The sequence below is a fragment of the Dermacoccus sp. UBA1591 genome (assembly GCF_002322065.1).
In the GTDB taxonomy this organism is placed as follows: Bacteria; Actinomycetota; Actinomycetes; order Actinomycetales; family Dermatophilaceae; genus Dermacoccus; species Dermacoccus nishinomiyaensis.
This window is the reverse complement of record NZ_DCNR01000096.1, coordinates 19,218-39,839: the sequence shown is the minus strand read 5'-3', so window position 1 is coordinate 39,839 and position 20,622 is coordinate 19,218. Positions and strand designations below refer to the sequence as shown.

Here is a 20,622-nt window from a genome sequence, read left to right as displayed (position 1 = left end):
CGTCGCCGCGTCAGGAAACGCCCGCGCCATCAGAGACCGCCGGCGCCTGCAGGTACGGCGCGTTCACCGGATCGAGGGCGAGCGAGTCGCGCTCCATCTCCGTCATGAGCTGACGCTCCGCCGGCGTGTAGCCAAGGTCGATGCGCGCCTGCTCCGTCGGGATCAGCGGGCGCCCATCGGCGCCACGCGTCGCGGCCTTCTTCGTAACCGCATCCGCCATCTGCGCCACGGTCGGCGTCGACGGGTCGCGCCACACCGTCTCGAGCTGCTCCGCGCCATCAGGCACCTCGCCGCCCACAATGAGCATGCACAGGCGCATGACCTCTTCCCACGTCGCACCGAACGCGACCTGCTTGCGCTCGATACGCTTCACCAGCGGAGCTTCAGACGCGCGGATCGCGTCCGCCGACGTCGGGTTCCCGCCTTCGAAGGCGATGTAGTACGGCGGCAGCGCCGTCAGGTGCGACACCATCGCCGCGAGCAGTCGGATCGTGTCGTGGAAGTTCTTGAGGTCAGACTCGCTGAACTGGCCGACCTTCACGTCCGGGTTCTCGTTCGCCCACAGTCGGCCCTTGATAACCGACCAAGCATTCTTGAGGGCGCCGTTCGCGTCGACGAAGTCGTCACGCTTGAGGCCGAACGCCCAGCGCCGCGGCATCGCGTGGTACTCGCCGGAGACCATCATGTCGGTCGCCATCTTGTTCGCGGCGTCCGCGAGCCCGATGATCGCCTCGATCTCGGAGAATCCGTCGGGGTACTTGATGCGCGGGCGGTTCACCAGCGGCACGAGCGGCACCACGCCGAGCCCATGCTCGTCGACCTCGTCGACATTCCAGCCCGTCTTGCCCTTCGACATCGTCGTCGTCCGTTCAGGCTCATACAGGCTGAGCATGTCCGTCTTGCCGTCGTCTCCGCCCGTCCACCGCTTCATCGCGGCCGTTACCTTGCGGGTGCGCGGGTCGCGCGTCCAAGCACAGTCGAGCGCAGACTCCACGGTGATGATCGGCGCCGCGTCCGGGTCGTCGGGGGCGCCGACGATCACGCAAGCGCGGGCGAGGCCGAGCGCGTCGACGTGCCCGAGCATCGACTGCTCGTCCATGTCGTTCGCCTGCCAGATCGCCCACAGCTCTTCGCTGCCCTCGGACTCGCCGGGGAAGCGGAATCCCTCGACGTCGAGGCGGTTCTCGTACGTATCGACGACGAGCTGCGGCCAGTTGATGACGAGGTCAGTGATCTTGTCGCCGAACTCCTCGCGCATCTCATCTGAGAGGAACGACAACGGCTGCTTACCACGCAGGTACGCGTCGAACTTGTCGATGTCCGTCTTCCACGCGCCGCGCTTCGCCTCGAGAGCGTTGATCAGCGCGAGTTGCCCCGGGGTGGCCTCAGCCATGCGTCACCACCTCTCAGAAAACGAGCATCTTGGACGAGCGGGCACGGGTGACACCGGACGAGATCGCGTCACGGCGCGCTTCCCACGACAGCAATCCCGCCATCGCGGCGTCGAACTTCCTGTCAGGGTGGATCTTCTGCAGCATGAACAGCGGCTGGCCGTCGTCGTCGACGAAGTTCGTGCGTCGGCGTCCGGCCGCGCCGATGTGGCGTGCGAGGTCGGCGGCCTGCGGGTCACCCTGCGACCAGTGCACCTCGCCAGAGGCGATGGCCTCGCGGTACGCGCGCACGGCGTGCACGACGGTCGAGGCGACGTTCGTGCGCCACTCGTAAACCTTCTTCGGCCAGCGTCCCTGCCATGCGGCGACGGTCTCCTCGAGGAAGAACGGGTCGCAGTACAGGCGCCACACGTCCATGACCTCGAAAAGGTAGCTCATCGACTCACGCAGCTCGTCGAGCGGAAGCTCCCACTCGTCGACGTCGGCGGGCCGCTCCCACAGCGCCCACAACTCCTGCCGCCCCGAGGAAACCTCGGTGATTACGATTGCCGTCGAATCTCGGTAGCGGGCGCCGTCAAAACCGGCAGTGACGAGCGCGCCGTCAGGGATACTGCCAAGCAGCCCATTATCGGCCCACGCATTCGGGTCGAACGCCTGCTGCCCCGAACGAACCCACCGGTTCAGCCAAAGACGCTCAAGCATCGCCTTGTCGGCGCTCGGACGCTCCCACTGCTTCGCGATGGACTCGAACTGGCCCGGCCCGTACTCACCGACCGGGCCGGTCGCCTCGCGCACGGCCTCGATGACCTGCTCGCGCTGCGACATGTCGTAGGTGCCGCCCGCTTCACGGTGGAAGTGGAACAGCTGCGGGTCGTCGATGTCGCCGCGCTCGATCGCGAGCGCTTCCTCGTGGATGCCCTCGGCGATCGACTCCTGCCCGAGTTCGCCGGCGGTGCCGACGTACAGGCCCCACGGGTCTTCGAGGACACGCTTCTCGAGGTTCGCGACCATCGTCTCGTGCGCGCTCTTCGCGCGCGGCAGGTACAGGCGGTGCGGCTCGTCGAAGCACTGGAACGTCGTGCGTGCACCATCACGCGCGCCAGGGTTGTTCGACAGCGGCACAGCCTTGCCGTCGGCGCGCCCGTACTCGTCCAAGCGGATGATGCGCTCAAGGCTGACGTCGAACATGTCCGCGTCCGGCCCCTCGCTACACATCACGTTCAGCGCCCCATACGCCAACTCTTCGACCTGCTCGGCCGTCACAGCCAGCATCGGGATGTACGGGTCATTCACCGGCCGCCCAACAGGACGCCCATGAGCGTCGAAACCATCGCAGCGCACCGGCCCCTCAGGATGCAGCTCCGCGAACGCGACCCACGCCATGAACTCGGTCTTCGCGAGGCCCTTGCGCCACGAGATCGAGCCACGCTTGAACCGGCGCCGCCCCTGCAACGGGTGCCCCTGCGGGTACACCTCATACAGCCGATACAGCGCCGCCTTCTTGTCAGCATCCAGCCGCGCAGGCTGCCCCTTGAGCGAGCCCGGCCCGAAGATCGCACGCTCCTCGATGAACGCCGCGATCTGCGGCCCCAGCGTCGGCCACGGCTGCTCGTCCAACTTCGGGACGATCAGCGTCGACATCAGCCCACCAGCACAAGCCGCGGGTCATCGCCCTCGTCCGATGCCGGGGGAGCGGCGAGCGCACTCGATCCGCGGCGCTTACGGCCAGCATCCTCAGCGGCCTCAGCGTTCTCGATCTCGGCGCGCAACTTCTGCAGCGCCATCGGCGACAGGCCGAGGCGGTCGCTGATCTGCCGCGCCTCGGCAGCGCACTTTAGATCGCCTTGCTCACCGCGAATCTGATAGCGCACAAACACGGCGAGAGTCCGCTGGAAGGCCACCGACTCCCAGAGCGCAGCCTGTGGCGTGCCCCAAAGCTGCGTCCACAGTTCAAGCTCCGCGTCGCCGGCCTCGGCAAGCTTCGCCTTGAGGATCGCAGCCCGAAGCTCGGCTGCACCGATGTCCTTGCGCAGCCTGCCTCTCGTGCGGCCATCCTCACACTCAGCGAGGTCGGCCTGCATCCCAGCGATCTTGTCCTGCGTCAGCTCCAGCTCCGCCGTCATCGTCGGGTCAGGTCGCAGCGGCCACGCGGGGCGCTTATCGACCGGAATCCCGTCCGCCGGCAGCTGCTTGAAGCCTGAGTTCTGCGCATGACGACGAGCGCGAACGCTCGGGTGCTTGGGGATCGGGCTCGCCACAGCACATCACCTCGCCGTCTCGAAGAATGGTCACGTGAAAAAAGTTCCCAGGGTTGCACAAACCGCAGTTACCCTCACCGACGGTGATACTGGTGGCGACCGGGGAACCTCCCCCTGGGTGGCTCAGGCTGCGTCTCGGCGGTTGCCTCGAAGCGCGTTACAGAGGCGGTGCGCGAGGCGCAGATTTGCGGGCGAGTGGTCGGGGATGAGCGTCCATGATTGGCACTCGATGTGGTCGAGCGAGGCTGACATGTTGTCCGACCAGTGCAGTGTCGGGTCGACGGGCTCTTGGCAGAGCTGGCATGTCCAGCCGTCGCGCTCGTAGATGGCGAGGCGTTCGCGGCGGCTGATGTTGAACCTGCCGCGCAGTGCGTCTCGCTTGGCTTCCGCGCCCTTGCTTCGGCATTGTCTTGAGCACCATGACGGGACGAAGCCGGTGACTCGCAGGTCGTGCACGAACGGCGTGCCGCACCATCCACACGTAACGCCTATAAATCCGTGCCGCGTCGACGGAACGATGGTTAGCGCAGGGCTGACAGTGCGGACAAGGCGCGACGCTGTCTCGTGACGCACGAGCGCGCTCGATGGGCGCGGCGGCATCGGCTTGCCGAAGCGGAGGACGTACCTGCATTCGTTCGAGCAGACTGTGCGGCGACTGCCTGCTGGTCGCGTCTTGTTTCGCACCTCCACGCCGCACGCGGCGCACGTCAAGGTGAGCCGTGGATGCCGGATGCCCTTTGGCATCTGCGCGTTGTAGTGCGATGCGCACAGACCCTTGGCCCGGTGCGGTTTATTGCAACCGTCGATGGTGCACGTACGATGTGCCATAGCCGAGCTCCTACTCGGTCAGGCCCAGGATCACGGTGTTGACGCACCGCCTGGGCCGCTCTTGCGTTTCCCTCTCAGTCTACCTGGGAAGCGGCGGCAGTCCGTGTCTCGCGCGGCCGGCGGCAGAGAGGTTGCACGTGGCGTGCTCGGGGCCCATCGTGCGTCGGTTGCCGTCGTGTCCGATGTGCATGTCGCTCGCACGGTAGATGGGTTGTCCGCATCGCCAACAGGTCAGCGGCCCTTGGGAGAGCGCGCGGATGGCGGCGGCCCGCTCGCGCTGGTGTGCCGTGCCGTAGCCGCGCTGCTCGCGTGAGCCGCGGGCCTTGTCGGCTTCGCGTGCGTGGCGCTCGCAGTGCTTCGACGTCGTGGGCTCGGGGCATCCGGGCTTGGCGCAGATGCGGTTGCTCACCTCTTGCCCCACCTGCACTCGTCCACGATGACGCCTCGCTCGGGGAGCATGAGGTCGCGCATGTCTTGCTCGTGCCGCTGCTCGGCGTACGCGCGCTCGACGTCGGCCCAGTCGATGTGCTCGCGGTAGGTGTCACGCTTGCTCACGGCTCACCCCATTCACGTTGTGGCCGCAGCTCCCCGCCATTCCCTGAGGCGCGCGGGGTGTGTCACGCCATCCGCTGCGGCATCCCCGGATGGTGGGCCACACGCTGCGTCCGATGCCAGTGGCTAGGTGGGCGCGTGCGCGTGGACTTGGTCGACGTCCGGGCTGGCCTCGCCACGAGTAGGCCCGGACACGCAAGAAGCCCCAAGCCGATTGGCTGGGGGCTTCTGATTTTCCAGACACGTGTGCCTGGTCTGGTCACACTTTAGCCTGCCTTAGCTTGCTCGTGTCAAGTACCCGATGCAGTCGGCCATGGTGAACGCTTGGGGGCGGGTGTCTTTGACGGGGTGGAGCATGTCGCGTCGTACGGCTTGGCGGATGGCGGCGGGTGTGAGGCGTCGACCGTACTGCTGGTGTGCGAGGACGATGAGTTCGGCGCCGGTGAGCGTGTCGCGTACGGGCATGCGCATCCGTTCGGCCCACCATCGGACGCCTGCTGTCGCGCCGCAGTGGGTGCAGCGTGCGATCTGGTGGCCGGCGTCGTCCTGGCCGGCGTCTCGCACGATGCCGTCGCAGGCGGTGATGGTGCACGCACCGAGCGCGAGGCGTGGACGGTGGTGGCCGAAGACGACGTTGGTGACTGCTTCGGCGCAGTCCTCCATTTCTTGCAGCGCGTCGAGTGCACCCGAATATGCGGCGAAGTCGTCGGCGTGGTCGCGTAGCCATGCCGTGTGCGTGATGACTTCGTATTCGCTGCAGGTGGGCTCTTCGATGGCGCACTCGTCGCAGATCGCTTCGATGGTTGCCCAGGTCTGGTATCCGACTTCTTCTCGCACGGCGATGATGCGTTCGGTGCGGTTGAGTTCGGTGTCGTTGCTGCCGCCTTGGCCGGATCGGCTGACGGGTTCCAGCATCTCGTCGTAGAGCGCGTCGATGGTTGAGAGAGCGGCGCGGAGCCGATTGCGGATGGCGGCGGGCGTAAGCGGTTCAGCAGTCACGGTGGGGCGGGCCGTTCTGTGAGGTGGCGGGGCATGTTGGATTCTACCCGTCGAGTGTTGGATTCAACAGAAACGAACATGCCGCAGCCCCGCACGATGGCGGGGCCTTGGCTTACTCGGTGGAGCCGAAGATCATCCGCTGCGGAAAGGCGTAGCGGTAGTAGCACAACTCCAAGAACTCTTCATCGGTCATGCCGGGCGGGCGGAAGGAGAGGAGGAGAACGAAGGTGGGACCGCTGTCATCGCTCATCGTCACCCTCCCGCGTCACACTTGCGATCGTCACGGTCGAGGAACGTCGAGCCGGTATCGACGTCACGGATGAGCGCGCGGCCGCTGTCGGTGCACGACCAGTAGATCGACCCGCGATCATGCGTCCACTCGGGGCCGGGCGAGTCGTCATGCGTGACAGCAGCGTGCACGACGATGCCGGCGCAGACCGCGAGGAGTGTGGCAAGGGCGGCGACGGTGCCGTTCACCAGCCAATATTCCCAATCGCGTCGGAGCTTCATGCTTCCTCCCCGAGCGCCTTGATCGTGTCACACGGCCACCGTGGCGACTTGCCGTCCAAGTCCGTGCAGGTATCGCACGTGGACAGCGAGTCGACCTCGGGATCGCCGCTTGGTTCGTGCAGCAACCGCGCCCGCTCCACCTTGGCGCGCAGCTCCCGCACCTCAGCGATGAGAGCGAGCGTCGTGGTCGGGTCCATGTTGACGATGTGAGCGATGTCGGCATCGAAATTGTCCCCGTCGATGGTGGACGACCCGCCGTAGCAGTAGGACATGCAGGACACCTCTCCGGGGCAGAGGACTTCGTCGTACTTACCCGCGTCTATCCAGGTGCCGCTCTTTCGCCACGGGCCCCGGGTCGCCCTCTTCGCTCCCGCCTCGATCTCGTCGAGCTGGGCGGGCGTGAGCTTCCTGGTCATCGGGTCTCCTCCGCGCGCACGGCCTCACCGCAGTAGTGGTTGATGTCGAGGCCGACGATGGCGGGCGTCGCAGTGACGTTGAGGCTGACAGGGCGCTGCGCCGGCGCGGTGACGTTGACTCGCTCTGCCCAGCTCTTCGGCTGCTCAACCTTGACGCGCACCACAGCATCCGCAGTGATCGCCCGTTTGCAGTTCGGGCAGGTGGCAATGTCGATGCGGACGTTGTGGGTGGGGATGTTCATCGGGTCTCCTCGAGTAGGTCGAGCATCTGGTCGTGGCTGATCTGTGCGACGACTTCGTAGCTGACGATGGCGGTGGTGCCGTCGTCGCGGATGGTGGCGGTGCCGGTGGGGTGTGCGGGCGCGTCGAGCCATCGCAGCCACGTGTCGGCATTGTCGGCGTCACGCTGGTGCGTCGTCGTCATCGGTTCTTCTCCTTGCGTCGCCTGTCTGCCCATGCCTTCAGTTCGTAGTCGTACTTTTCGGGTGTCATGTCTGGGTTTCGGTGTTCCATGTGACGCTTGACCCGTGGGCTGTAGATGGCCCATTCGTGGCGAACCTGCCCTGTGAACAGGCTGTCCATGTATGTCGAGGCGTTGGCGAGGGAGCGCAGCTCGTCGTCGATCTCGTCGAACGTGTTGCCGTCGATCGTCAGCGTGAGTCGGTAGCGGGGAATGGGCGGCCTGCTGGTCGTCGCGCCCACCTTGCATTCGGTACACACGAATGCGGGGCTCTCATGCTCGCTGAGGCAGCGATCGCAGTAGTAGGTCATCGGGCCTCTCCTTCGGGGGCGGTGCTGATGGCGAGCGTGATGGCGGGGCGCGCAATGTCCTTGCCGGTGCTCGGGTTGGTGGTGCGGACGGTGGGGCCGCGACGAATGGTGACGGCGTGCACGACGCTGTCGTTGTCGTCCGATATGAGCCCACACTGCACGGCTGCGTCGACGCACGCCTTGATCGTCGGGCTGACATTGTGCGCGTCGCTACTGGCTCGAGTGGTGCGGTGCACGGTCGCAGTGATGACGACAGGCTCGGCGACGGGGCCACACCTGGCCTGACGGATCGCTACTATCGCACGGGCCTTCCACGCGTTCATGAGCGTCTGGTGCGCGTAGTGGTTACCGCGGGAACCGTTCATGTTCGCGAACTTGTCGCCGACGGTCGTGAACTCGGCGCGGCTCAAAACGGAGCCCCAGCCGTGCCGCCCCGCGTCGCCCACGGGTCGCCGCCCTGCTGCTGCCCGAACCCTCCGCGGCCGGTCGCCGAGTTGAACGCCGACTCACGGTTCGGCGTCCACGACCCGTCGTCGCGCTGATGGCCCGTGTAGCCGCTGCTCTTCTCGGCGCGCTTGATGGTGGCGGTCGCGTACTTCACGGACGCACCGACCTCCTCGGCGTCAAGCTCGATGATGGTGCGCTTGTCGCCTTCCTTCGTCTCGTACGAGCGAGACTTCAGACGGCCGGTGACGATGACACGATCGCCGCGCTTGAACGACTCGCGGACGTTCTCGGCGGCCTCACGCCAGATCGAGCACGGCATGAAGATCGCTTCGCCGTCCTTCCACTCGTTCGACTGGCGATCGAAGGTGCGGGGTGTCTGCGCAACCTTGAAGTTGCAGACGGCGGCACCGTTCGGCGTGTACCGGAGCTCGGGGTCCGCGACGAGGTTGCCGACAAGTGTGGTGGTGGGCTCGTTCATGCTGCTGCCTTCTTCGTGTTGGCTCGTTCGGTTGGGGTGAGTCCGCCTCGGATGCTGAAGCGTTCTGAGCTGCGCGTGCCCTTTTCGATGCGTAGCGCGTCGTTGGTGCACTGCGTTCTGGCGGGGCATCCTCCGCATATGGCGAGGGCGTCGTTGGTGGCGTCGAATGTTGGTTTGCGGCTCGTGGTGTGCAGTTCGAGGTCGGCGTCGTCGAATGTGCGTTCGTGGCCGATGCACGCGGCGCGGTTGTGCCAGTCATCTCCGCGCGTGGACGGTGCGGGCTTCGGTGGGAGCCAGAGCGGTGAATGGGGCATCTGAGAGCCTTTCGTGGTCGTGGGGGGTACTGGGAGACGTTTTCGGCGTCAGAGGCCGGGAGAATCGAGAGGCGATTGCTTCTCGGGGGTGGTCTCGTCGTTGAGCCACCCGGCTTTGCGTTTCTGCTCGTCGGTCATCGGCTGCCCGGCCCAGTAGCCCTTGTCGTCGCGGTAGGCGAGGCCGACGTCGGCGGGATCGGCGCAGCGGCGGTCGACGCCGAAGTCACCGATGCGGTGCTTGTCGAAGTTCGACTCGCCGCGGAAGTACGTGTCGCAGGCGCGGCAGAGCATGACCTGCTCGGTGAGCTTGGGGCGGATGCGGGCTGCCATCACTCGTCCCAGCCGAGCGTCACGGTGCCGCGCTGGATGATCTCGCTCCAGTCGGCCCACTTCGACTGCCCTGGCGTGCTGCCGGCGGTGTCGCGCGCGTCCCACGTGAGCCATCCGCGGCGGCCCTGGGGCGGGGCGTGCATGTTGAGCCAGCGTTCGATGTGCCCGTCGGCCTGGGCGACTGTCGCCTTTGCGCCGAACTCGGTCGGCTCGTCGGGCTGCGCGGGCGGGCAGGTGTGGACGTTCACGTTGCAAAAGTCGAGATACCGATCACCCTCGCGGTTGACCTCGACCATGGCGGTGTTTGTGATCGGCTCCCCGCAGTCGGGGCAGTACAGCGTGACGGTGGCGCTCATGGGCTTCTCGTCGGCGGGCGGCGTGCTCTCGGCGCGCTGAGCGACCAGTGCGCGGTAGATGAGCCTTAGGTCGCCTTCGCTGTACTCAGGGAAATCGCGCATGACGCTGGAGACGAACTCGCCTTCGGTTTCGTACACGGACGGCCCGAGCTCGAGGTCGTCGATGCGCACCTGCACGTGTCCGGGGCGGACGGTCTTGACGCGCTCCCAGCCGGTGAAGCCGCGCGTGGTGTTCTCGTAACCGTGCTTGCCGGCGAAGTAAATCGTGGGGACGCCAGGGAAGTTCTTGAGGACGACGCCGTACCCGTGCTCGGGGTGCTGGACGATGTCGCCGGGCTTGAGGTCGGTGGTGGTCATTGCTGGTCTCCTTGGTGTAGTTCGGCGCGGGCTGCGTCGAGGCGTTGGGCTTTTTTGCGTGCGGCTTCGTGTCGTGCGGCGTCTCGGCGTGCTTCCTGGTCGGCGGTCATCTGCCGGCGCTTCTGGGCGGCTTGTTCGCGCTCGACACGTACTTGCGCGCGCCACGACTTCGGGTCGTCGAGTGGCTTGAGGTTGGGGTCGGTCTTGCAGTCTTCGCAGGGGAACGGAAGGCCATGCGTGGTGCAGATGGCGCGTGCTTTGCGGCCTTCGATGGGTGTGTGTGTCCAGTGCTCGCCTTCGTCGGCGAGGAGGGCTGGTGTGGTGAAGCGGGGCCGTCCGTCTTCGGTGAGCGCTGAGACGTAGCGGCCGACGACGCTGACGTAGAACGCCTGGTGCTGGAAGCGTCCGGTGGCGTCCATGCGGTCGATCGCTTCACTGCACGCCTTCGGATTCCAGTCGCGCGCTTCGACCATCGTCGTGACGAGCGCCGCCCGCATGCGAGGTGTCAGCACGCCACCCACCCCGAATCTCTCTCGTGGCCGCCGTCGCGTCGCGAGCCTCGCGCGTTACTACCGCAACGCTCGGCGGCAAGGGTGACCACACGCTGCTTCCTTTTCCTGTCCTGTGCTGTGTTGTGTGGTGTTGTCCGGTGCATTCCCTTTGCGCACACGGTCGCGTTCACGCTCCCGAAAATGGAGCGTCGCGCTAGACCGTGCGCTACACCGTGCGGTTGAGCGTTCACGGTTCGACCTCGCCGGTGCACACAAGGCAGTTCGGCCGGTACGCCTCACCAGCCTCGATGTGCTTGCGGTGATTCGTCTTGGAAGCCCCGGCAATCCGCGACTTCTTGCGCTCGCGGAGCTTCGCGGTCGGCTCGTTCCAGTTGAACCAGCCGGCGATCCTCCAGCCGCCATCGACCTCGATCCAGAGCCCTTCGCGCACGAGCGCATCGACCCTGCGCTGCACGTTCTTGAGGCCGATTGCGACTACTTCGAGGTCGAAATCGTGAATCATTCCGTCCGTTTCGCCGCCTTTCGCGTGCGCAAGTGACCTCACGAACAGCACTTCGGCGTCACTTCCGGCGCGTCTCACCTTCGGATCGCGCAGGTAATTGACGTCCAGCGGGACGTAAACGCTCGGTGCAGTCGCCATTTCGAGTCTCCTTTCGTGGGTTGTTCGGGCAGATTCGGATGAGGCAGGCGCGCCACGGGCAGCACGTCATGAGGTCCACCCGCTCGCCTCGAGGCAGGTGCCGTCGTGTCCGCGTGGGGCTGCGCAGGGGCCGAGGTCGCACGGTTCGTTTGCGCGTAGGTGCGTCATGAGTTGTGCTCCGATCCATCGGGTGTATGCGGGCGGTATCGCCTCGGTGAGGTCGGGCCAGGTCATCCAGTCGATGCCCATCGCCCGGCGCCCCTCGGCGACGTTGCGGGCGGCGTACTGCGACGAGCCGTCCTTTCGGGTCCACAGTCGACGCCCGTCAGGCTTGGCGCCGTAGACGCCGATGGGGCTGGCGATCTTGCGGTTCTTCGGGGGGCTGCCCACGGGGAAGCTCGTCTCGAAAAGGCGTGGCCGGTCGACGCCGAGGTCGAACATGCCGCCGCGCAGCAGCACCGGGGCGCGCAGTTCCTTGCGGGCGCCGAGGACGTTCTCGATGACGTACGGGGTGCCGGCCGCCTCGAGGTGTTCACGGACGGTGGCGATGAGCTTTGGGTGGGCGTCAGTCTTGCCGCCCTTGCCGCGGTAGCGGTTGCTCATCGTCGTGAATCCCTGGCACGGAGGTGACGCGTGCACGGCATCGAAGGTGCGCAGGAAGTCGCGGTCGGCGAGCACGTCGATCGCGTCGACGACGATGACGTCATGCGGGTTGTCCGGGTGCGCTTCGATGTCGACGCCGATGGCGTCGAATCCGGCCTGCGAGTAGCCCATCCCCGCGCCGCCTGCTCCGCAGAAAAGGTCGAGGATCTTCACTTGTTCTCCTCTTTCATGCTGGGGTACGGACACCACTGGCACGCCTTGAACGGGCACGGCGGGCAGTGCATCTGCTGCTGCCCGCCGACGGGGCCTTCGGTGTCGAGGTCGCGGGTCATGACTCCTCCTCTTCCTCGTCGTCCCACCACACGCTGAGCGGGAGCGCGGCGGCCTTGTGCAGGGCTTCGGGCAGGTCGTGCGCGTAGACGGTGACGGCGCGCATGGGGTGTGGGATGCGGGTGCGTACGGTGATCTCGAACGGGCTCCCGGCTTCCGGCTTGTCGCCGTGCAGGTGGTGCGCCGAGGTCATGTACTCGTCGCCGAGCTTCCACGCCTTGTGCGCTTCGCGACGCAGGTAGGTGCGGTTCGTGGCGTCGGACTGGGCGCTCATGCCTGCTCTCCCATCGGTCGCCATCCGAGGCGGAGCGCGGAGAGCACGAGCTTGCGTGCTTGCTCGCCGTCGTCGGTGTGCTGGCGGGCGTGCGCCCACAGGTCGTCGACCTGCACGCGCGTCGGCGGGTTCGTCACCGTGGCGGCGATGGCGTGCATTTCGTCGCGGATCGCGTCGAGGTGCGCGCGGCGTGCTCGCGTCAGGGGAGTGTCGAAGTCGCTCATGCGGTCACCTCCGCGGCGGGGTGGCAGTCGCAGACGCTCCACTCGGCGATGTTGCGTTCGTATCCGATGCGCTTACCGACTTCGCTGCCATGCGAGGCTTCGTAGACGGAGCACTGGTAGATGTGTGTGTGCAGGCCGCGCAGCTTGACGTGTCCGCATTCGCAGTCGGTGGTGCCTGTCGCGGGTGTTGTCGTGACGAGGGTGTGCGTGACCATGTCGCAGGCCGCGCGTTCCGGGTGCAGCGGCGCCGGTTCGTCGAGGTGCGTGACGATGTGGCCGTCGCCGACGTCGACCGTTCGGGTGCTCATGCCTGCTCCTCGATGACTTCGCCGGTGGTCGTGTCGACGGCGGGCTCGTCGCCGGTCGTGTCGGGCATGCCGAAGTCGGCGGCGCTGATCGCGGGTGCCTGGCGGGTCGCGGTGTGGCGAGAGGGGCGCGACGGGGAGGCGTCGAGCATCTCGTCGGCGGTGTACGTGACGCCGTACAGCGCCTCGGGGCAGGCCTGGCGTGCGCACGCGGTGATGGCGCGCCATCCGAGCATCGTCGCGGGCTGCTTCTTGTAGTTGTCCTTGCTCGACAGGCCCATCTGCTTCGCCCACGCCTCATCGCGGATGACGACGTGCTCATAGTCCGGGTCGTCGGCGCGGACGATGACGCAGCGCGCGGCGGGCGGGTTCTGGTTCACCTCGAGGCGCAGCTTGTGGCCGGCGCGGCGTACGTTCGAGGCGACGAGCTCGGCGGACGCGGTGGCCTTGCCCTGGATGACGTCGATGCGCATGAGCGCCTCTGACGGGGACAGGCCCATCGACTGGCCGAGGCCGATCGCGAGGAGGCAGTTCGCTGGCTTGCCGCGGTACGCCTGCGGCACGAGCTCGGACTGTGCGAGCACCTCGGCGTAACGCATCTGCGTGTCGAGGATTGCGGTGCTGTTCTGGGGTGCGAGTTCGTTGCTCATGCTTCGTCGATGTCCTTCCATGCCCAGGCGGGCACGTTCGCTTCGTGGGTGGGGTAGCCGGGCCAGGTGTCGGTGTTGGCGCATTCGGCGTAGAGGCGGATAGCTTTCTCGTTCTTCGCGCGTCCCCACTCGAGGGCGTCGTCGCTCGGTGTGGCGAGGGTGACGAAGTGGGGCGCGGTCTTCTCGACAAACAAAAAGATGAAGGACGCGTCGGGTGTCCCGTTGAGGGCGAGCAGGTCGGTGTACCAGGCGGCCTGCATCGCGTACCCGTAGTCGGCCATTGCTCGGTCGATGTTCTTCGGGGCGGCGCTGACGGTGGTCTTGACGTCGACGACGACGGGCGTGCCATCGGCCTTGGCGGTGAGCCAGTCGGCGCGGCCCCGCAGCAGGACGCCCGTGTCGGCGTGCTCGGCGTAGATCGCTTTCTCGGCGTGGCCGTTGGCGAGGATCGCCGCGGCCGTCGGGTGCGCCTTCACCGCGTCGGCGAGTGCGACGGCGCGTTCGTGCTCGGCGGTGAGGATGGGCGCGACACCGTCGGCGTGGGCCTGCTCCTTCGCTTCGCGGGCGTCCTTCGATCGCCATGAGTCGAAGTCGAGGACGCGATACCCGGCGCCCTTGCCGAGGATGAGTTCGTGGGCGACGTGCCCGAAGTCGTACGCATCCTTGTGCACCGGGTTGTCCTGCTGCCATCGGTAGCGGGCGGGGCAGTCGAGGAGAACCTTCGCGCCGCTGACGGAGAGGCTGCGACGGTCGCCGTGGTAGTCGCTCTCGGGCACATCGTGGATGCCGCTGGTGTGCTGGATCATCAGTCCTCCTTGTTCTCGTCGATGTAGCGGGTGATCATCCAGGCGACGAGTGCGAGCGCGAGGATGAGGAGTGCGGCGAGTTCGGCGACGTTGCTCATGCGGTCACCCCGATGCGCTCGAAGCGGCACGCGAGGTCGTGGCGGCCGGCGCGTTGTAGGGCGCGACTGACGGCTGAGAGGGTCATGTCGAGGCGCTGGGCGATGCGCCACGGGTGCTCACCGGTGGCGAGCATGAAGGTGACGTCCTCGATGAGGATGTGGGGGCGGCGGTCGCTCATGCGGCGCTCCTTTCGGGGTAGGCGAGGACGGTGCAGGTGGCGTGGGTGCCGAGGCCGTCGCGGGTGTAGCGGATCGCGGCGACGGGATGGACGCCGATGGAGTCGAGGAAGCGGCGGACGCTTGGCTCGTTGTCGCGGGCGGTTGCGGTGAGGTCGCGTGTGTCGCCGGGGCGGTGGGGGATGCGCAGGTGGAGGGTGAACATCAGTCGCCTTTCATGCGGCGCGGCTGGTACGCGGATGCTTCGGCGGGGCGCGTGGGTTGGCAGGCGTGGCCGAGCTTCCAGCGCAGCGCGGGGATGATGCGGGCGGTGTGCGCGGTGTGGCATGTCGCGCAGGTGACGGTGATCATTCGTCGACGCCTTCGAAGAGGACGCGAGCGCCGGCGCGGAGTTCGTTGGCGACCTCGCTCGGGTCATATCTCCGGTCCGTCTCCAGCCCGCGCCACCCCTTTCGGGCGAGAACGTAGCCGGGCTCGTTCGGGTACACCGGCGTTGACACGACTGCTGCGAGGCCGGTCGGCACGTTGACCTTGACGGGCGGCTCGGGCGCTTCGGTGAAGATGCGGACGGCGGCCGAGGCGGGGGAGTAGGAGTGAATCCGCCCGCCGCGTGCCGCGTCGCGTGCGGAGATGCATCCGCCGTCTTGGGCGAGGTACACAAAGCCGTTAACTGCCATGTAGGCGGTTCCTTCTGGGACGGTGCGGGTGGTGCCGTCGTGCCAGGGCAGGTCGACCATGCGGGGGTTGTCGGTCATGGTGGTTCTCCTAGTCGCGGTAGTCGTCGGGGTCGGGGTGGTCGGCGTCGGGGCGTTCGTTGAGCCAGTCGGTGTGGGCGTCGTATTCGGCGGGGTGGTGGTCGGCGGGCCCGAACTCGCGGGGGCTCATTCGTTCCACCACCAGTCGCCGAGCGCCTCAAGGCCTGCGAGTGCGCCGAAGATGAGGAAGGGGGAGGCGAGGGCGAGCCAGACGTCGAGGCTCATGACGCGCTCCAACCGGCAGCGTTCGCGGCGTCCTCGTGCATCTGGCAGCGGCGCGCACCGTACTGATCGCGGCCGACCGTCGGACGTTCGCCGCACTTCTGCTGCTGGCACGGGATCTCGCTCTCGGCCATCATCTGCAGGGCGCGGGAGTGCGCGACGGTGACGGATGCGGGGTCGACGAGGAGTGTCATCGCCTCGAGTTGTTCGCGTGTCACGAGCACGTCGCGGCCGTTGAGGTCGAGCAGCAGCTTCGCGGTGCCCTTGTCGTCGATGACGCTCATGCTGGGGGTGGTCATGACGCACGCTCCAGTTCGGCGCGGTTCGGGGTGCCGTACTGGCGGCGCCACTCGAACAAGTCCTCGCACGTGATCGACCACTTCGTGCCGGGATGCTGCACCGCCGGCAGCTCGCCCGACTTGATCGCCGCGAAGATCACCCGCTCCGACGCCGCGTGGCACTCGGCCGCGTCCTGGATGCTGTGCAGCGCCTTCCCGCACGGGCTGACAAACGGCTCCTGGGTCTTCTGCTTAGGCATTCGGGGTCTCCTTGACGGTGGTGAGGTGGCGGCGCTGCAGCTGCTTCGAGCAGTCGGGGCAGGTCGTCCACCAGTAGGTCGTTGCGGTGTCGGGACTGACGAGGCCGAATCCCTTGCTCTGCGGCATGTCAATGCCGCACACGGTGGCGGTGGGCATGTCGGCGACGGCGAGGCCGCAGCGCTGGCAGCGCTCGTTCCGGCACCCGAGGCCCTCGTCGAGAAGCTCGGGCGGGCAGTCGCACTGATCCATCCACAGCTCTGGGTGCTTGCCGGCCCACTCGACGTCGGCTTCGCGCGCTTGCTGCTCGCACTGCTCGGCGAACTCGGTGGGGGTGAGGGCGGCCACGTCAGATCGCCTCGGGGAATGCTTCGCCGGACTTGTGGCGCAGGATCTTGATCTTCTTGCCCTGGCGCCATGCGTTCCATGCCTTGATGAACCAGGCGAGGACTTCGCGCTGCTCACCGGACAGGCGCGTCGATCCTTCGACGGACAGTCGGTTGCGCAGGACGAGGATCGGGTCGCCGGCGTCGAGGCCTGCTCCGGTGCGTAGGAGCTGGAAGAACAGGTCTGCGTCCTTGCGGCTTTTTTGCGAGAACATGTAGTGCGCGAGGCCGAGGGTTGAGGCGGCGCAGCGCACGCCGTGGCCGTTGCGCACGTGCTCGGCCATGGCGGCGGAGTCCTTCACCTCGGGGTGCGCTTCGAGGTAGGCCTGCATTTCGCGTTTGGTGGGTGCGAAGCTGTTGTTGTGCAGGTTGCCGCGTTCGAGCATGACGGCGCGTCGCAGGATGCTGGCGGTCGTCTTTGCCTTGTAGCCTTCCCCGGACAGTTCGAGGACGTTCGCCATGGTGCGTTTGCGGCCGTCGTCCATGGTGTCCTGGGTGGAGTTGGGTAGGTTCCACACGATGCCGAGGTCGAGGCTGATGCCGGACTTGACGATCGCGGCGAGGCGGTGTTGTCCGTCGAGGAGTGTTCCGTCGGCGGCGAAGCGGATGTTGTCGCCGTTGTAGACGAACGTGCCGTTGCTCATGTCGCGGGCGAGTCGGTTGATGTGGCGCTCGCTCATGTTGCGGTTGTTGTTGTTGCGGTGGTCGAGGACGCTTTGCGCCCAGTCGGGTGTCGCGACGATGAAGCCTTGCTGGGGGCCGATGACTTTGGCGCGCTTCCAGGTGACGGGGTTCATGGCGTAGCTGGACATGGGTAGACTGCCTTTCAGATTTCAGGGATGGAATCGATGACCTGGTGGAGCAGGTCGCTTGCTCGGAGAAGGTCGCTGCGGTTCGCCGTGGCGACCTTTTCCGCGTTCTGGGGGAATCGGTCGTCTTGGGTGAGGCGTCCGAGTCGTTCGGTGACCTTCGTGAGGTCGTAGGTTGCGCGCCAGAATGCGTCGGGGAGGGGTGCGCGGCGCGGCGTCTGGGGTTCGGGGCGCGGGTACTGCTTGCCGTTGGGGCTGGAAGCCGAGTGGGCTGGGGCAGAGTCTGCGTCCGGCGTATCGAACCCGGCGTCCGCGAGCGCGGTGTCGAGGTCGGCCTGGTCGGTGACGTAGTCGGCGGCTGGGGTGGGCCGTGTCGCGGGGCGCTCACGTCCATCGGCGGAGAGGCGCGTCTCCGACTGGGGAATTTCCCCAGTCGATTCCAGCGACTCGCGAAGTGAGCCGACGGTCTTGTGATCGACACCCACGCGCTCGGCGTGCTGCCGGTCGGAAAGTTGCGGGTCGGCCACCAGCGACTTCGCGATGACCTCGCGCTTCTGCTCGCGGTTAAGGTGGCGCCGGTCGAGGTTGAGGCTGCAGGCGAGGGTGCGCTTGCCCGTCTCGTCGAGGTCGCGTGCCGTGTTGCGCGGGCACGGCAGACCGAGGCGGTCAGCGATCTCCTTGCGGTGGTGCCCGTCGATGACCGAGCCGTTCTCATCGACAACGATCGGCACCTGAATGCCGTGCTCGCGGATCGACTTCTCGAGCGACGTGTACTCGTCATCCGAGAGGCGGGGGAGGAACTGGTACAGCATCAGGCGTCACCGCCCGGTGTTGCGTCGCGGGAGCCGCCCGAAGCGGCTCCCGCTCCGCTACCTTCAGGAGTTCCACCACCTGAAGAAATGGAGGCCGTGTCATGGATGACACGAGCAATCTGGCCGATCTCGTCATCGCTGAGCAGAAGCGACTGCTCGAGGCGTTCGATGCGCTGCGGGATTCTGATGAGTTGTCGCGACGCATGAAGGAGGCGGCGAGGGATGCGGGCAACGACCCGGTGACGAGCGGTCTCGTCGCGATTAGCGCCGCAGTCATGCCCATGATCATTGAGTGTGTGCAGTCCATCGTGAACACTCAGGAACTCTTGGCTGCCGCGTTGAGGAGCGGCGCGCTGAACGCAGAGCAGAGCCTTCCGCAGTGACCTGTCCATGACCGCCCAGGCCTGGCCCTTGCGCTGGGGCTGGGCGGTCATGCCGTGGCCTTCATCTCGTTCGCCTCGCCGGTCATGAGCCACTCGAAGGCGACGTTGGTGGCGACGGCCCAGGTGAGCAGTTCGCTCGTCGTGAAGTCGGCCTCGCCGTTCTCGCGGCGGCGTACGGTTCGGTAGGCCATGCCGGTCTTGCTTGCCAGTTCTTCTTGCGAGAGGCCAGCGCCCTTGCGTGCTTCGAATGCCCGCTTGGCGATGGCGGCCCGCATCTGCGTGCTGTCCATGTGGATAGTGAAACAGTCCACGTGGACAGTGTCAACATGAGAGGCGGCAGGCGGTCAAAATAGTCCTGTGCGGCGGCTTGCGCTATCCACTGTGGACGCTATGCTGTCCACATGGACATAAAACGCCCCACGCTCTACGAAGCGGCATGGCTCTCAGCCCTTGCGTCGACGCTCGAAGGTGAGCGCAAGCGCGCCCGCCTCTCGCGCATGGCCCTTGCGGCAAAGGTCGGCATCTCAGATCAGACCGTCATGCGCTACGAGCGCCAGACGCGAGAGATGACCGTTCCCAACCTCATGGCGCTCATCGAGGCGCTCGACATGACGGTTGAGGACTTCATCTCGATCGCTCGCGCCCGCGCCGAAGTCGAGTACCGGGCGCTACTGCGCTCCGACGAGCTCGCAGCTCGCCGCGGCAAGGCGGGGTTGTCGGTGCCGCCTCGTAACCTCCAAGCCGTCGCCGACTCGAACGTCGGCGCAGACGAAGAGGTCGAGGGACACCAGGAGGAACCGTGATCGAGATCGCCGAGTTGGTGCTGCGCGCCGAGGCGATGGGGGTGCGCGTCGAGTGGGGGCGCGACCTGCCGGTGCCGGCTGAGTATGACCATGCGCGGCGCGTCATCCGCATGGCCGACGGGCGCGGCGACTGCGTCACGCGATGCAGTCTCGCGCACGAGCTCGGGCACGCCGCGCTGATGCACGAGCCTGGCGGCGACTACATCGCACAGGAGCGCAGCGCCAACATGTACGCCGCGAAGCTACTGATCAGCGAGGACGCCTACCGTCGCGCCGAGCGCATCGTCGGTCACGACCCGCGCGCCCTGGCGAAGGAACTCGACGTCACGCTCGTCATGGTCGTCGCGTGGAGGATGTGCCATAAGGCCGCGTGACGTTGCGATAGCGACATAGGGACACGAAAGCGCCCCCGACCATCCGGCCGGGGGCGCTTTCGCGAGTAGGGCGGGGTCAGGGCGTCGGGCTTGGCGCGTCGCTGGCAGCGGCAGAGATCGACTGTCGCTGGGCGCCCATCTTGTCTTCGAGAATCGTCACGACGGCGTCCTTGCCCGTTGCAGCCCACCCCTGCCCGTAGGCGAGCACGTCGGCGCGGTACTGCTGGTCGCCGACGTGGCTGTATGCCTCCACGAGAGAGTCGCTGGCGATCTTGCCTCGGGCCTTGGTGTTGCCGTCGACGGTGGTGGTGATGATGCGTAGGTCGCTGCCGCACTTTCCTTCGCCGGTGGCGCCGGCGATGCTGGATGCCGGCTCCGGGCTCCAGATCGAGTCGGGACATTGAATGCCAGCCTCACGAATGGCTGCACGCAGCCCTTCGAGGTTCTGGTAAAGGCCGTCCGTGTGTATCGCGTTCGTGCTCGACGAGCTGGACGACGACGCGGCGTCTCCCGATCCGCTCGAGCAGGCAGTGAGGGCGAGGGGCAGGGCTGCGAGCGCGGCGAGCTTCTTCATGTGCTCAGGGTAGGTCTCCGGGGGGTGTTGCAGGGTGCGTTCGGTGGGAGCCGTTTCGGTAACATCTCTGCACAGCGCCGCATAGCGTTCCGCGTAAAGACCAACAGATAGACAACAGCGGTACGCTACAGGCGTAGTTGGTGAGGCGAATTCCGTTGTCTCGCAACGTAAGGGGCGGTAGCTCAGCTGGTCAGAGCAGGGGACTCATAATCCCTGGGTCGCGGGTTCAAGCCCCGCCCGCCCTACTCGGACGTCGTCACGCCGTCACGCCGAGGACGTCGTCATCTCGAGGCGAGCCGCCTTCTCGCAGGGCGTATGTCGGCGGCCGTCGGTGCGCGAGGG

Annotated in this window: 39 protein-coding genes and 1 tRNA gene; 4 read left to right on the top strand and 36 right to left on the bottom strand. The window is 66.6% G+C overall.

Annotated features, from left to right (window positions below):
- Window positions 1–10: 10 nt before the first annotated feature.
- From B2284_RS10800 to B2284_RS10635, 34 genes are all read right to left on the bottom strand, one after another.
- A complete protein-coding gene (locus tag B2284_RS10800) occupies window positions 11–1,393 on the bottom strand; it encodes a phage portal protein (protein WP_286697495.1) in 1,383 nt (460 codons plus the stop codon).
- Between the two features lie 13 nt (window positions 1,394–1,406).
- Window positions 1,407–3,032, bottom strand: a complete 1,626-nt coding sequence (locus tag B2284_RS10795) for a large terminase (RefSeq protein ID WP_074039956.1) — start codon at window positions 3,030–3,032, stop codon at window positions 1,407–1,409.
- Complete coding sequence (locus B2284_RS10790) at window positions 3,032–3,649, bottom strand: hypothetical protein (protein ID WP_286697494.1); 618 nt, start codon at window positions 3,647–3,649, stop codon at window positions 3,032–3,034. Before B2284_RS10790 ends, B2284_RS10795 begins: the two co-directional genes overlap by 1 nt.
- Window positions 3,650–4,882: 1,233 nt before the next feature.
- A complete protein-coding gene (locus tag B2284_RS10785; RefSeq protein ID WP_286697493.1) occupies window positions 4,883–5,032 on the bottom strand; it encodes a hypothetical protein in 150 nt (49 codons plus the stop codon).
- 273 nt (window positions 5,033–5,305) lie between these two features.
- Window positions 5,306–6,028: a hypothetical protein gene (locus B2284_RS10780; RefSeq protein ID WP_286697492.1), complete on the bottom strand. Its 723-nt coding sequence runs from the start codon at window positions 6,026–6,028 to the stop codon at window positions 5,306–5,308.
- A gap of 112 nt (window positions 6,029–6,140) precedes the next feature.
- A complete protein-coding gene (locus tag B2284_RS10775; protein ID WP_286697491.1) occupies window positions 6,141–6,278 on the bottom strand; it encodes a hypothetical protein in 138 nt (45 codons plus the stop codon).
- Between the two features lie 2 nt (window positions 6,279–6,280).
- Window positions 6,281–6,538: a hypothetical protein gene (locus B2284_RS10770; RefSeq protein WP_286697490.1), complete on the bottom strand. Its 258-nt coding sequence runs from the start codon at window positions 6,536–6,538 to the stop codon at window positions 6,281–6,283.
- On the bottom strand, window positions 6,535–6,954 hold the full coding sequence (locus B2284_RS10765) for a hypothetical protein (protein ID WP_286697489.1): 420 nt from the start codon (window positions 6,952–6,954) through the stop codon (window positions 6,535–6,537). The genes B2284_RS10770 and B2284_RS10765 overlap by 4 nt, the downstream gene beginning before the upstream one ends.
- Window positions 6,951–7,196, bottom strand: a complete 246-nt coding sequence (locus B2284_RS10760; RefSeq protein ID WP_286697488.1) for a thioredoxin domain-containing protein — start codon at window positions 7,194–7,196, stop codon at window positions 6,951–6,953. The genes B2284_RS10765 and B2284_RS10760 overlap by 4 nt, the downstream gene beginning before the upstream one ends.
- The gene (locus B2284_RS10755) at window positions 7,193–7,378 is read right to left on the bottom strand and encodes a hypothetical protein (protein WP_286697487.1); all 186 of its coding nucleotides are present in this window, start codon (window positions 7,376–7,378) and stop codon (window positions 7,193–7,195) included. The genes B2284_RS10760 and B2284_RS10755 overlap by 4 nt, the downstream gene beginning before the upstream one ends.
- Window positions 7,375–7,725, bottom strand: coding sequence for a hypothetical protein (locus tag B2284_RS10750; protein ID WP_286697486.1), 351 nt, complete (start codon window positions 7,723–7,725; stop codon window positions 7,375–7,377). Before B2284_RS10750 ends, B2284_RS10755 begins: the two co-directional genes overlap by 4 nt.
- Window positions 7,722–8,090 (bottom strand): hypothetical protein, encoded by a 369-nt coding sequence (locus B2284_RS10745; protein WP_286697485.1) that lies wholly within the window; start codon window positions 8,088–8,090, stop codon window positions 7,722–7,724. The genes B2284_RS10750 and B2284_RS10745 overlap by 4 nt, the downstream gene beginning before the upstream one ends.
- Before the next feature lie 41 nt (window positions 8,091–8,131).
- Window positions 8,132–8,650, bottom strand: a complete 519-nt coding sequence (locus B2284_RS10740) for a single-stranded DNA-binding protein (protein WP_286697484.1) — start codon at window positions 8,648–8,650, stop codon at window positions 8,132–8,134.
- On the bottom strand, window positions 8,647–8,964 hold the full coding sequence (locus tag B2284_RS10735) for a WhiB family transcriptional regulator (protein ID WP_286697483.1): 318 nt from the start codon (window positions 8,962–8,964) through the stop codon (window positions 8,647–8,649). The genes B2284_RS10740 and B2284_RS10735 overlap by 4 nt, the downstream gene beginning before the upstream one ends.
- 48 nt (window positions 8,965–9,012) lie before the next feature.
- Window positions 9,013–9,294: an FDXHR family putative zinc-binding protein gene (locus B2284_RS10730; RefSeq protein WP_286697482.1), complete on the bottom strand. Its 282-nt coding sequence runs from the start codon at window positions 9,292–9,294 to the stop codon at window positions 9,013–9,015.
- Window positions 9,294–10,007, bottom strand: coding sequence for a hypothetical protein (locus tag B2284_RS10725; RefSeq protein ID WP_286697481.1), 714 nt, complete (start codon window positions 10,005–10,007; stop codon window positions 9,294–9,296). The genes B2284_RS10730 and B2284_RS10725 overlap by 1 nt, the downstream gene beginning before the upstream one ends.
- The gene (locus B2284_RS10720; protein ID WP_286697480.1) at window positions 10,004–10,519 is read right to left on the bottom strand and encodes a hypothetical protein; all 516 of its coding nucleotides are present in this window, start codon (window positions 10,517–10,519) and stop codon (window positions 10,004–10,006) included. Before B2284_RS10720 ends, B2284_RS10725 begins: the two co-directional genes overlap by 4 nt.
- Window positions 10,520–10,745: 226 nt before the next feature.
- On the bottom strand, window positions 10,746–11,159 hold the full coding sequence (locus B2284_RS10715; RefSeq protein ID WP_286697479.1) for a hypothetical protein: 414 nt from the start codon (window positions 11,157–11,159) through the stop codon (window positions 10,746–10,748).
- Between the two features lie 66 nt (window positions 11,160–11,225).
- Entirely contained in the window at window positions 11,226–11,975 is a 750-nt protein-coding gene (locus tag B2284_RS10710; RefSeq protein WP_286697478.1) for a DNA cytosine methyltransferase, read from the bottom strand.
- Window positions 11,972–12,094 (bottom strand): hypothetical protein, encoded by a 123-nt coding sequence (locus tag B2284_RS10705; RefSeq protein ID WP_286697477.1) that lies wholly within the window; start codon window positions 12,092–12,094, stop codon window positions 11,972–11,974. Before B2284_RS10705 ends, B2284_RS10710 begins: the two co-directional genes overlap by 4 nt.
- A complete protein-coding gene (locus tag B2284_RS10700; protein ID WP_286697476.1) occupies window positions 12,091–12,366 on the bottom strand; it encodes a hypothetical protein in 276 nt (91 codons plus the stop codon). The genes B2284_RS10705 and B2284_RS10700 overlap by 4 nt, the downstream gene beginning before the upstream one ends.
- A complete protein-coding gene (locus B2284_RS10695; RefSeq protein WP_286697475.1) occupies window positions 12,363–12,590 on the bottom strand; it encodes a hypothetical protein in 228 nt (75 codons plus the stop codon). Before B2284_RS10695 ends, B2284_RS10700 begins: the two co-directional genes overlap by 4 nt.
- The gene (locus B2284_RS10690; RefSeq protein ID WP_286697474.1) at window positions 12,587–12,898 is read right to left on the bottom strand and encodes a hypothetical protein; all 312 of its coding nucleotides are present in this window, start codon (window positions 12,896–12,898) and stop codon (window positions 12,587–12,589) included. The genes B2284_RS10695 and B2284_RS10690 overlap by 4 nt, the downstream gene beginning before the upstream one ends.
- Window positions 12,895–13,545, bottom strand: coding sequence for a hypothetical protein (locus tag B2284_RS10685; RefSeq protein ID WP_286697473.1), 651 nt, complete (start codon window positions 13,543–13,545; stop codon window positions 12,895–12,897). The genes B2284_RS10690 and B2284_RS10685 overlap by 4 nt, the downstream gene beginning before the upstream one ends.
- Window positions 13,542–14,351 carry a PD-(D/E)XK nuclease-like domain-containing protein gene (locus B2284_RS10680; RefSeq protein ID WP_286697472.1) on the bottom strand — a complete coding sequence of 270 codons (810 nt, stop codon included), beginning with the start codon at window positions 14,349–14,351 and terminating at the stop codon, window positions 13,542–13,544. The genes B2284_RS10685 and B2284_RS10680 overlap by 4 nt, the downstream gene beginning before the upstream one ends.
- Window positions 14,352–14,445: 94 nt before the next feature.
- Entirely contained in the window at window positions 14,446–14,628 is a 183-nt protein-coding gene (locus B2284_RS10675; protein WP_286697471.1) for a hypothetical protein, read from the bottom strand.
- Window positions 14,625–14,831, bottom strand: coding sequence for a hypothetical protein (locus B2284_RS10670; RefSeq protein WP_286697470.1), 207 nt, complete (start codon window positions 14,829–14,831; stop codon window positions 14,625–14,627). The genes B2284_RS10675 and B2284_RS10670 overlap by 4 nt, the downstream gene beginning before the upstream one ends.
- The gene (locus tag B2284_RS10665) at window positions 14,831–14,977 is read right to left on the bottom strand and encodes a hypothetical protein (protein ID WP_286697469.1); all 147 of its coding nucleotides are present in this window, start codon (window positions 14,975–14,977) and stop codon (window positions 14,831–14,833) included. The genes B2284_RS10670 and B2284_RS10665 overlap by 1 nt, the downstream gene beginning before the upstream one ends.
- Window positions 14,974–15,381, bottom strand: a complete 408-nt coding sequence (locus B2284_RS10660; RefSeq protein ID WP_074040731.1) for a hypothetical protein — start codon at window positions 15,379–15,381, stop codon at window positions 14,974–14,976. Before B2284_RS10660 ends, B2284_RS10665 begins: the two co-directional genes overlap by 4 nt.
- A gap of 221 nt (window positions 15,382–15,602) precedes the next feature.
- Complete coding sequence (locus B2284_RS10655) at window positions 15,603–15,902, bottom strand: hypothetical protein (protein ID WP_286697468.1); 300 nt, start codon at window positions 15,900–15,902, stop codon at window positions 15,603–15,605.
- Entirely contained in the window at window positions 15,899–16,141 is a 243-nt protein-coding gene (locus B2284_RS10650) for a MerR family transcriptional regulator (RefSeq protein ID WP_074040729.1), read from the bottom strand. Before B2284_RS10650 ends, B2284_RS10655 begins: the two co-directional genes overlap by 4 nt.
- The gene (locus B2284_RS10645; protein ID WP_286697467.1) at window positions 16,134–16,487 is read right to left on the bottom strand and encodes a hypothetical protein; all 354 of its coding nucleotides are present in this window, start codon (window positions 16,485–16,487) and stop codon (window positions 16,134–16,136) included. Before B2284_RS10645 ends, B2284_RS10650 begins: the two co-directional genes overlap by 8 nt.
- Before the next feature lies 1 nt (window position 16,488).
- Complete coding sequence (locus B2284_RS10640; RefSeq protein WP_074040727.1) at window positions 16,489–17,337, bottom strand: hypothetical protein; 849 nt, start codon at window positions 17,335–17,337, stop codon at window positions 16,489–16,491.
- Window positions 17,338–17,351: 14 nt separating this feature from the next.
- Window positions 17,352–18,146, bottom strand: a complete 795-nt coding sequence (locus B2284_RS10635) for a ParB N-terminal domain-containing protein (RefSeq protein ID WP_286697466.1) — start codon at window positions 18,144–18,146, stop codon at window positions 17,352–17,354.
- A gap of 101 nt (window positions 18,147–18,247) precedes the next feature.
- Here B2284_RS10635 and B2284_RS10630 point away from each other — a divergent pair, with 101 nt between their 5' ends.
- The gene (locus B2284_RS10630; RefSeq protein WP_074040725.1) at window positions 18,248–18,529 is read left to right on the top strand and encodes a hypothetical protein; all 282 of its coding nucleotides are present in this window, start codon (window positions 18,248–18,250) and stop codon (window positions 18,527–18,529) included.
- Between the two features lie 47 nt (window positions 18,530–18,576).
- Here B2284_RS10630 and B2284_RS10625 read toward each other — a convergent pair whose 3' ends face one another.
- Window positions 18,577–18,819, bottom strand: a complete 243-nt coding sequence (locus B2284_RS10625; RefSeq protein WP_286697465.1) for a helix-turn-helix domain-containing protein — start codon at window positions 18,817–18,819, stop codon at window positions 18,577–18,579.
- A gap of 111 nt (window positions 18,820–18,930) precedes the next feature.
- On the opposite strand from B2284_RS10625, the gene B2284_RS10620 reads away from it, so the two are divergent.
- Window positions 18,931–19,332, top strand: a complete 402-nt coding sequence (locus B2284_RS10620; protein ID WP_286697464.1) for a helix-turn-helix domain-containing protein — start codon at window positions 18,931–18,933, stop codon at window positions 19,330–19,332.
- Window positions 19,329–19,706, top strand: a complete 378-nt coding sequence (locus tag B2284_RS10615) for an ImmA/IrrE family metallo-endopeptidase (RefSeq protein ID WP_286697463.1) — start codon at window positions 19,329–19,331, stop codon at window positions 19,704–19,706. Before B2284_RS10620 ends, B2284_RS10615 begins: the two co-directional genes overlap by 4 nt.
- Before the next feature lie 76 nt (window positions 19,707–19,782).
- Here the strand turns inward: B2284_RS10615 and B2284_RS10610 are convergent, their stop codons facing one another.
- Entirely contained in the window at window positions 19,783–20,280 is a 498-nt protein-coding gene (locus B2284_RS10610; RefSeq protein ID WP_286697462.1) for a hypothetical protein, read from the bottom strand.
- Between the two features lie 171 nt (window positions 20,281–20,451).
- On the opposite strand from B2284_RS10610, the gene B2284_RS10605 reads away from it, so the two are divergent.
- Window positions 20,452–20,525, top strand: a tRNA-Ile gene (locus B2284_RS10605).
- The last annotated feature ends 97 nt before the right edge of the window (window positions 20,526–20,622 follow it).

Bases quoted from the DNA above. Each gene is read 5' to 3' on its own strand.
- B2284_RS10610 (WP_286697462.1), bottom strand. From the start codon at position 20,280: ATGAAGAAGCTCGCCGCGCTCGCAGCCCTGCCCCTCGCCCTCACTGCC.
- B2284_RS10765 (WP_286697489.1), bottom strand. From the start codon at position 6,954: ATGACCAGGAAGCTCACGCCCGCCCAGCTCGACGAGATCGAGGCGGGA.
- B2284_RS10760 (WP_286697488.1), bottom strand. From the start codon at position 7,196: ATGAACATCCCCACCCACAACGTCCGCATCGACATTGCCACCTGCCCG.
- B2284_RS10650 (WP_074040729.1), bottom strand. From the start codon at position 16,141: ATGCCTAAGCAGAAGACCCAGGAGCCGTTTGTCAGCCCGTGCGGGAAG.
- B2284_RS10675 (WP_286697471.1), bottom strand. From the start codon at position 14,628: ATGAGCGACCGCCGCCCCCACATCCTCATCGAGGACGTCACCTTCATG.
- B2284_RS10620 (WP_286697464.1), top strand. From the start codon at position 18,931: ATGGACATAAAACGCCCCACGCTCTACGAAGCGGCATGGCTCTCAGCC.
- B2284_RS10685 (WP_286697473.1), bottom strand. From the start codon at position 13,545: ATGAGCAACGAACTCGCACCCCAGAACAGCACCGCAATCCTCGACACG.
- B2284_RS10655 (WP_286697468.1), bottom strand. From the start codon at position 15,902: ATGACCACCCCCAGCATGAGCGTCATCGACGACAAGGGCACCGCGAAG.
- B2284_RS10670 (WP_286697470.1), bottom strand. From the start codon at position 14,831: ATGTTCACCCTCCACCTGCGCATCCCCCACCGCCCCGGCGACACACGC.
- B2284_RS10630 (WP_074040725.1), top strand. From the start codon at position 18,248: ATGGATGACACGAGCAATCTGGCCGATCTCGTCATCGCTGAGCAGAAG.
- B2284_RS10680 (WP_286697472.1), bottom strand. From the start codon at position 14,351: ATGATCCAGCACACCAGCGGCATCCACGATGTGCCCGAGAGCGACTAC.
- B2284_RS10795 (WP_074039956.1), bottom strand. From the start codon at position 3,032: ATGTCGACGCTGATCGTCCCGAAGTTGGACGAGCAGCCGTGGCCGACG.
- B2284_RS10770 (WP_286697490.1), bottom strand. From the start codon at position 6,538: ATGAAGCTCCGACGCGATTGGGAATATTGGCTGGTGAACGGCACCGTC.
- B2284_RS10660 (WP_074040731.1), bottom strand. From the start codon at position 15,381: ATGACCGACAACCCCCGCATGGTCGACCTGCCCTGGCACGACGGCACC.
- B2284_RS10700 (WP_286697476.1), bottom strand. From the start codon at position 12,366: ATGAGCGCCCAGTCCGACGCCACGAACCGCACCTACCTGCGTCGCGAA.
- B2284_RS10800 (WP_286697495.1), bottom strand. From the start codon at position 1,393: ATGGCTGAGGCCACCCCGGGGCAACTCGCGCTGATCAACGCTCTCGAG.
- B2284_RS10705 (WP_286697477.1), bottom strand. From the start codon at position 12,094: ATGACCCGCGACCTCGACACCGAAGGCCCCGTCGGCGGGCAGCAGCAG.
- B2284_RS10745 (WP_286697485.1), bottom strand. From the start codon at position 8,090: ATGAACGGTTCCCGCGGTAACCACTACGCGCACCAGACGCTCATGAAC.
- B2284_RS10775 (WP_286697491.1), bottom strand. From the start codon at position 6,278: ATGAGCGATGACAGCGGTCCCACCTTCGTTCTCCTCCTCTCCTTCCGC.
- B2284_RS10755 (WP_286697487.1), bottom strand. From the start codon at position 7,378: ATGACGACGACGCACCAGCGTGACGCCGACAATGCCGACACGTGGCTG.
- B2284_RS10695 (WP_286697475.1), bottom strand. From the start codon at position 12,590: ATGAGCGACTTCGACACTCCCCTGACGCGAGCACGCCGCGCGCACCTC.
- B2284_RS10735 (WP_286697483.1), bottom strand. From the start codon at position 8,964: ATGCCCCATTCACCGCTCTGGCTCCCACCGAAGCCCGCACCGTCCACG.
- B2284_RS10725 (WP_286697481.1), bottom strand. From the start codon at position 10,007: ATGACCACCACCGACCTCAAGCCCGGCGACATCGTCCAGCACCCCGAG.
- B2284_RS10730 (WP_286697482.1), bottom strand. From the start codon at position 9,294: ATGGCAGCCCGCATCCGCCCCAAGCTCACCGAGCAGGTCATGCTCTGC.
- B2284_RS10625 (WP_286697465.1), bottom strand. From the start codon at position 18,819: ATGGACAGCACGCAGATGCGGGCCGCCATCGCCAAGCGGGCATTCGAA.
- B2284_RS10665 (WP_286697469.1), bottom strand. From the start codon at position 14,977: ATGATCACCGTCACCTGCGCGACATGCCACACCGCGCACACCGCCCGC.
- B2284_RS10715 (WP_286697479.1), bottom strand. From the start codon at position 11,159: ATGGCGACTGCACCGAGCGTTTACGTCCCGCTGGACGTCAATTACCTG.
- B2284_RS10635 (WP_286697466.1), bottom strand. From the start codon at position 18,146: ATGCTGTACCAGTTCCTCCCCCGCCTCTCGGATGACGAGTACACGTCG.
- B2284_RS10640 (WP_074040727.1), bottom strand. From the start codon at position 17,337: ATGTCCAGCTACGCCATGAACCCCGTCACCTGGAAGCGCGCCAAAGTC.
- B2284_RS10740 (WP_286697484.1), bottom strand. From the start codon at position 8,650: ATGAACGAGCCCACCACCACACTTGTCGGCAACCTCGTCGCGGACCCC.
- B2284_RS10690 (WP_286697474.1), bottom strand. From the start codon at position 12,898: ATGAGCACCCGAACGGTCGACGTCGGCGACGGCCACATCGTCACGCAC.
- B2284_RS10750 (WP_286697486.1), bottom strand. From the start codon at position 7,725: ATGACCTACTACTGCGATCGCTGCCTCAGCGAGCATGAGAGCCCCGCA.